The following is a 4,960-nucleotide window of genomic DNA, read 5'->3' as shown; positions in this document are numbered from 1 at the left end:
GAGGTTTCTCTAGATCTATTACTCCCTTTGCTTCAGGACCTACTATGATTTTCTCCATATACATATCAGGAGCCTTCAGAAAACTTCCCTTGTTCCCAACAGCTAATACTGCTAGTGCGTTTGCTTGTCCTTGAGCAGTCATTCTCGTTCCCTCTACAGGGTCTACAGCTATGTCCACTTGAGTAAGAAAACAACGCTCCTCATCTGTTAGTGCTTTGGAAGTGTTGATTTTTCCCACTTTTTCTCCGATATAGAGCATTGGGGCTTCATCAATTTCACCTTCCCCGATTACTATCTCTCCGTCTATAGAAAGTTTATTCAGCATAGTTCTCATAGCATCTACAGCTGCCTGGTCGGCTGCTTCTTTATCTCCTCTACCTACCCATTTATAGGCTGCGAGGGCCGCCGCTTCTGTTACTCTGGCAAATTCTAATGCTAGTTCTCTTTTCATTATATCCTCCTAGTCAGTCAGTCTGTAAATGACCTCACCTTTTTTTCTCATTTGAAGTCTCTCTCTGGATATTTTTTCTATATAATATGACTCATTTAGTTTTTCTATATCCTGATCGAGCTCCATTATGTTTATTTTAACATTTTCATGAATTAAATTTAAGTCTTTTTTTTCTTTGACAAGCTTATTGAGTTTTACATGACTTCTATATATCTTGGGAAGAAAGTATTGTAAAAAAACTAAAAATATAAGAGTAACCACAAGTTCTCTTTTGTTTTTTATGTTTATTTTCATAAATTATCTCTCCAATTTTATATTTTTTACTCTGCTTACCATGAAAGCTCCTATAAAGAAAAATGCCGTGTCTGAAACTATATTCATTACATTTACAGTTACTCCAGGCCACATCTCCAGAAGAGAAAGTGTTACAATACCCAATATAAAATACAGTGTTTCATCTTTATATCTTTTTAGAAATTTATCCATGACCTTGGCAAAAATGAATATCCCGAGAGCTGCACCTATTGCAAACATTCCCATGGGGAATATTTTAAAGTTATTTATAAACCCAAGGACATTGTAATATTCTCCTAGTATCATTAATATCAGTGATCCGGATATCCCAGGTATCACCATGGTTCCTCCAGCTATTATCCCGCATAAAAACAGTTTTAGAATATAAGAACCCGATATGCTTCCTTCCAATCCATTAAGAGAAGGTATTTTGGTAAAACTCTGATAAAAAAACAGTATCAGCGGAATAAGTCCTCCCAGTAAGAATAAAACAACTTCATTTTTTTTAGGTCGTATTTTATTCTTATGCTGCATTATGGCCGGCAGAGATGCTATTATTACCCCTAGGAAAAAAAAGCTCGTCCCCTCATAGTAGTTTTTAAATAAGAACTCTATCAGCTTAGCAAAAAGAAGTATTCCTATTGCTGCTCCTGTCATAATCTGTGAGAGAAATATTATGTATTCCAGTTTTTTCTTATTAGTTACGTTGAAAAACTCACCTATAGATTCTGTGAGTTTTTCATATATACCTAAAATAAGTGCCAATGTCCCCCCTGATATTCCGGGAATAACATTGGCAACTCCTATTAATGCTCCTTTTATTACATTTTTAAACATCTATTTCACGCAACTTTCTTTTATATAGTCCAAGGCCATTATATAACCGTAATATGAAAATCCGGCTATCTGCCCTACAGCAATATCAGCTATTACAGACTTTCTTCTGAATTCTTCTCTGCTGTGGACATTAGAAAGATGCACCTCTATAGTCTTTATTCCAGTAGCCAAAATAGCATCCCTTATAGCGATGCTGTAGTGTGTAAAAGCAGCCGGGTTGATGACAATATAGTCACTCTTTTGAAAATGTTCCTGTATTTTGTCTACTATCTCCCCTTCATGATTTGACTGGAATATCTCTATTTCAAATCCGTGCTCAAAGGCTCTCTTTTTTATTTTTTCATTTATGTCTTCAAGGGTCAGACTACCATATATTTTAGGTTCTCTCGTTCCTAAAAAGTTTAGATTGACTCCATGAATCACCAATACCTTTAACATTTTTAAAAACCTACTTTCTTTTTATATCTTCTACTATTTCAATGAAAGATTTTATATCGTCAAATTCCATGTACACAGAAGCAAATCTAACATATGCTACCTCGTCAAAGTGTTTTAACTTCTCCATTATTAGCTCCCCTAATTCCTGAGTTGTTATCTCATTCTTAAGGGAATTATGAATGGTTTTTTCCACATCCATAAGAAAAACTTCCAGCTCTTCCCTGCTTATATTTCTCTTGACTGTAGCTCTCAAAAGGCCTCTCATAAGTTTTTCACTATCAAATCTCTCTCTGCTTTTATCTTTTTTAACCACATAAAAAGGTGTCTCCTCCACCTTTTCATATGTAGTAAACCTTTTTCCACAAGAGTTGCATTCACGTCTTCTCTTTATAGAGTATCCTTCAGAATATGCTCTGCTGTCTGCGACTCTTGTATTCTCTGAATCACAAAATGGGCATTTCATGTGAAATCACCTAAATATTCTCTTCTTCTTCAATACACTGTAATACCTCTTCTGGAGTTTTTACTGCTAAGAGTTTGTTTCTGAATTCTTCATTTCTGATAAGTCTTGAAATTCTAGCCAGTACTTTCAGATATGTCTGACTGTCTTTGAGAGGTGAAGCAAACACAAAAAACATTTTTACATCTTCTTCATCCAGGGAGTCAAAATTAACTCCTTTTTTATTTATTCCAAAAGCTATTGTAAGTTTTTCAGCTGCATCTGTTTTTGCATGGGGAATAGCTACTTTTTTACCTATTCCTGTGCTTCCTAGTTCTTCTCTCTCTACAAGGGCTTTATGAGTCACTGCATTATCTGTTATTGTGTCTGATTTTCCAATCAGATTTGATAATTCTCTCAGTATATCTGACTTACTTCCAGCCTTAAGGTCTAGGTTTATTAAATCCTTTGACATGTAATCTGTTATTTTAACTATATTCACCATTTTTTAAATCCTCCCCTAAAAAATGTTTGAAATTGAGATTAGTGTGGAGATGATAATTTATATATTTTTCCAATATATTTATTACTTTTTTAATAGCTGTAATATCTCTTATCTCTGTCAAAACACCATCTGATCTCTCACCTGATATATTTCCCAATATGTTTTTTTCTATTTCAGACAATCTAAAAAAACAACTTCCAGAATTATTTCCGAACTTTGAGTTTTCTATGTCAAAATACTCACCTTCTGATAATTCAAAAGCAATCCCTTCCTCCTGTATCATTTTATTTAAAAAGTGGCAAACAAGCAAATGATTTTTTATTTCGTTGTCACTTTTATCTAAATAATTCATTACTTTTAAAAAATAATCATAAAGAATACTTTTTCTTTGATTTTCTACCAAAATATTATTTAGAACTGATAAAATATACATTACTATTGCAATGTTTTTCATATTATTTCTTATACCCCAAAACGACTCAATCAATTCAAAATTTGTAGTTATGAGCCGGTCCCCTTTTCTGTAAAAAACAAACTTAGAAAGGGCAAGGAGTTCCACAGCATTTCTGTCTCTTCTTTTTGATTTTCTTATTCCCTTTATGTTAAGTTGTATTCTACCATATCTCCGGCTGAAAATAGTTATCATCCGGTCAGCTTCTCCGTAGTCTATCTTTTTTATAATTATACCGTCACTATTCAAAAATTTCATCTATATTTTAAACTCACTGCTTTTGAATTCAGGGTTGATTATTATTTTTTTTAGCATGATTTCAGATATTTTTGAATCACCATCATAAACAGTTATCTGTACAGGAAAATAGTATCCTCTTACCTCTTCAAGTTTTTCAAACACTATTCTCAGGCCGCTTTCATACTCTATCTCTTTTACTTTGCCGCTGTAAAAATCACGTTTAAACTTTGAATCTTTTTGTTCTTTGGTTTTTATATCTTTTATAACTTTAATGATATAATTTTCCTCATCGTCAAGTTCTTCCTCATAACTCTGCTCAAAAAGTGGAAGATACACAATTTTTTTATTTTTATTGTATATATAAATTTCACCTTTATTTTCTTCAGGAAAAATAATCTCTTTTTTTATAAGGTCAGGAAGTATTGCCTTCACATTGTAATCCTTTACCCTATTTTTACCATTTATAGAGGTTACCTCTCTTGCATCAAACTGAAAACTTTTTATATCTGAAAGGGTCTTCCCGGAAGCTATGGAAAGAATATTTATAAATATAAAAAACATTATTAAACATATTTTTTTCATCCTATTACTCCTCTTCGAATATTATAACTTCATTGACATCAAAAATATTAAAATCCTGAATTATTTTTATATCTTTAAAAAGTTGATTTTTACTCTCCCCTATACTTTCCACTTTTCCGACATATATCCCCTTAGGATAGATGTCACTTATCCCAGAGGTATATATCATCTCTCCCACCTCTATGACCTTGTCCACCGAGACACTCTCCATTGTCATTAATTCTGAGTTTTCTCCTTTCAATACACCCAGGACCTCATTTTTGGCACTTAAAACGCTAGTATATACTTCGTTTTTAGTCACAAGCTCCACCAGGGAGTAGTTTTTGTGGACTTTTGATATCCTTCCTAAAAGGCTATCTCCGGCCATTACCACCATATCCTTTTTTATCCCGTTTATTTCTCCCAGGTCTATAAATACATTTTCATGGTAGGTCAGACTGTCCTTAAAATTAATTCTTGCAATTTTAAAAGTCTTTTTGCTGTTTTGCTTCATTTCCAAAAGTTTATGAAGCCTTTCATTTTCCTCCAAAAGTGTTTCCGTTTGTTTTTCCAAAATTCCAAGCTTGGCTATCTCATATTTAAAGTCTTTATTCTCCTGCATTATTCTTTTGTAATTTTTGAGGGTAGACAGGCCCTCCTTTATTTTATTAGTACACTGGTAAACCCAAACCTTTGCTGGAAAAAAAAATCTTCCCACAGGGCCTTCCATTGAATTAATAGGTC

At 33.2% G+C, this 4,960-nt stretch carries 9 protein-coding genes; all 9 read right to left on the bottom strand.

Annotated elements, in window-relative coordinates; genetic code table 11:
* Nucleotides 1–451: fructose-bisphosphatase class II (locus tag ABZA26_RS07500; RefSeq protein WP_372713901.1), on the bottom strand; the 451-nt coding region annotated here is incomplete at its 3' end.
* A 9-nt stretch (nt 452–460) separates the two neighbouring features.
* A complete protein-coding gene (locus tag ABZA26_RS07495; protein ID WP_372713900.1) occupies nt 461–745 on the bottom strand; it encodes a septum formation initiator family protein in 285 nt (94 codons plus the stop codon).
* A gap of 3 nt (nt 746–748) precedes the next feature.
* Nucleotides 749–1,582, bottom strand: coding sequence for a DUF368 domain-containing protein (locus ABZA26_RS07490; RefSeq protein WP_372713899.1), 834 nt, complete (start codon nt 1,580–1,582; stop codon nt 749–751).
* Nucleotides 1,583–2,020 carry a type II 3-dehydroquinate dehydratase gene (gene aroQ / locus ABZA26_RS07485; protein ID WP_372713898.1) on the bottom strand — a complete coding sequence of 146 codons (438 nt, stop codon included), beginning with the start codon at nt 2,018–2,020 and terminating at the stop codon, nt 1,583–1,585.
* Between the two features lie 10 nt (nt 2,021–2,030).
* The gene (nrdR, locus tag ABZA26_RS07480; RefSeq protein ID WP_372713897.1) at nt 2,031–2,483 is read right to left on the bottom strand and encodes a transcriptional regulator NrdR; all 453 of its coding nucleotides are present in this window, start codon (nt 2,481–2,483) and stop codon (nt 2,031–2,033) included.
* Nucleotides 2,484–2,493: 10 nt separating this feature from the next.
* The gene (locus ABZA26_RS07475; RefSeq protein WP_372713896.1) at nt 2,494–2,964 is read right to left on the bottom strand and encodes a PTS sugar transporter subunit IIA; all 471 of its coding nucleotides are present in this window, start codon (nt 2,962–2,964) and stop codon (nt 2,494–2,496) included.
* Nucleotides 2,948–3,673 carry a DNA repair protein RecO gene (gene recO / locus ABZA26_RS07470; protein ID WP_372713895.1) on the bottom strand — a complete coding sequence of 242 codons (726 nt, stop codon included), beginning with the start codon at nt 3,671–3,673 and terminating at the stop codon, nt 2,948–2,950. Before recO ends, ABZA26_RS07475 begins: the two co-directional genes overlap by 17 nt.
* Nucleotides 3,674–4,237: an outer membrane lipoprotein carrier protein LolA gene (locus tag ABZA26_RS07465; RefSeq protein ID WP_372713894.1), complete on the bottom strand. Its 564-nt coding sequence runs from the start codon at nt 4,235–4,237 to the stop codon at nt 3,674–3,676.
* 4 nt (nt 4,238–4,241) lie between these two features.
* The coding region (gene mreC, locus ABZA26_RS07460; protein WP_372713893.1) for a rod shape-determining protein MreC at nt 4,242–4,960 on the bottom strand (719 nt) is incomplete at its 5' end.

Source organism: Ilyobacter sp., from assembly GCF_041583315.1.
Lineage (GTDB): Bacteria > Fusobacteriota > Fusobacteriia > Fusobacteriales > Fusobacteriaceae > Ilyobacter.
This window is presented reverse-complemented; position numbering and strand designations above follow the sequence as displayed.

Coding starts and splice junctions, on each gene's coding strand:
- aroQ (WP_372713898.1), bottom strand. CDS start 2,020: ATGTTAAAGGTATTGGTGATTCATGGAGTCAATCTAAACTTTTTAGGA.
- ABZA26_RS07495 (WP_372713900.1), bottom strand. CDS start 745: ATGAAAATAAACATAAAAAACAAAAGAGAACTTGTGGTTACTCTTATA.
- ABZA26_RS07475 (WP_372713896.1), bottom strand. CDS start 2,964: ATGGTGAATATAGTTAAAATAACAGATTACATGTCAAAGGATTTAATA.
- recO (WP_372713895.1), bottom strand. CDS start 3,673: ATGAAATTTTTGAATAGTGACGGTATAATTATAAAAAAGATAGACTAC.
- ABZA26_RS07490 (WP_372713899.1), bottom strand. CDS start 1,582: ATGTTTAAAAATGTAATAAAAGGAGCATTAATAGGAGTTGCCAATGTT.
- ABZA26_RS07465 (WP_372713894.1), bottom strand. CDS start 4,237: ATGAAAAAAATATGTTTAATAATGTTTTTTATATTTATAAATATTCTT.
- nrdR (WP_372713897.1), bottom strand. CDS start 2,483: ATGAAATGCCCATTTTGTGATTCAGAGAATACAAGAGTCGCAGACAGC.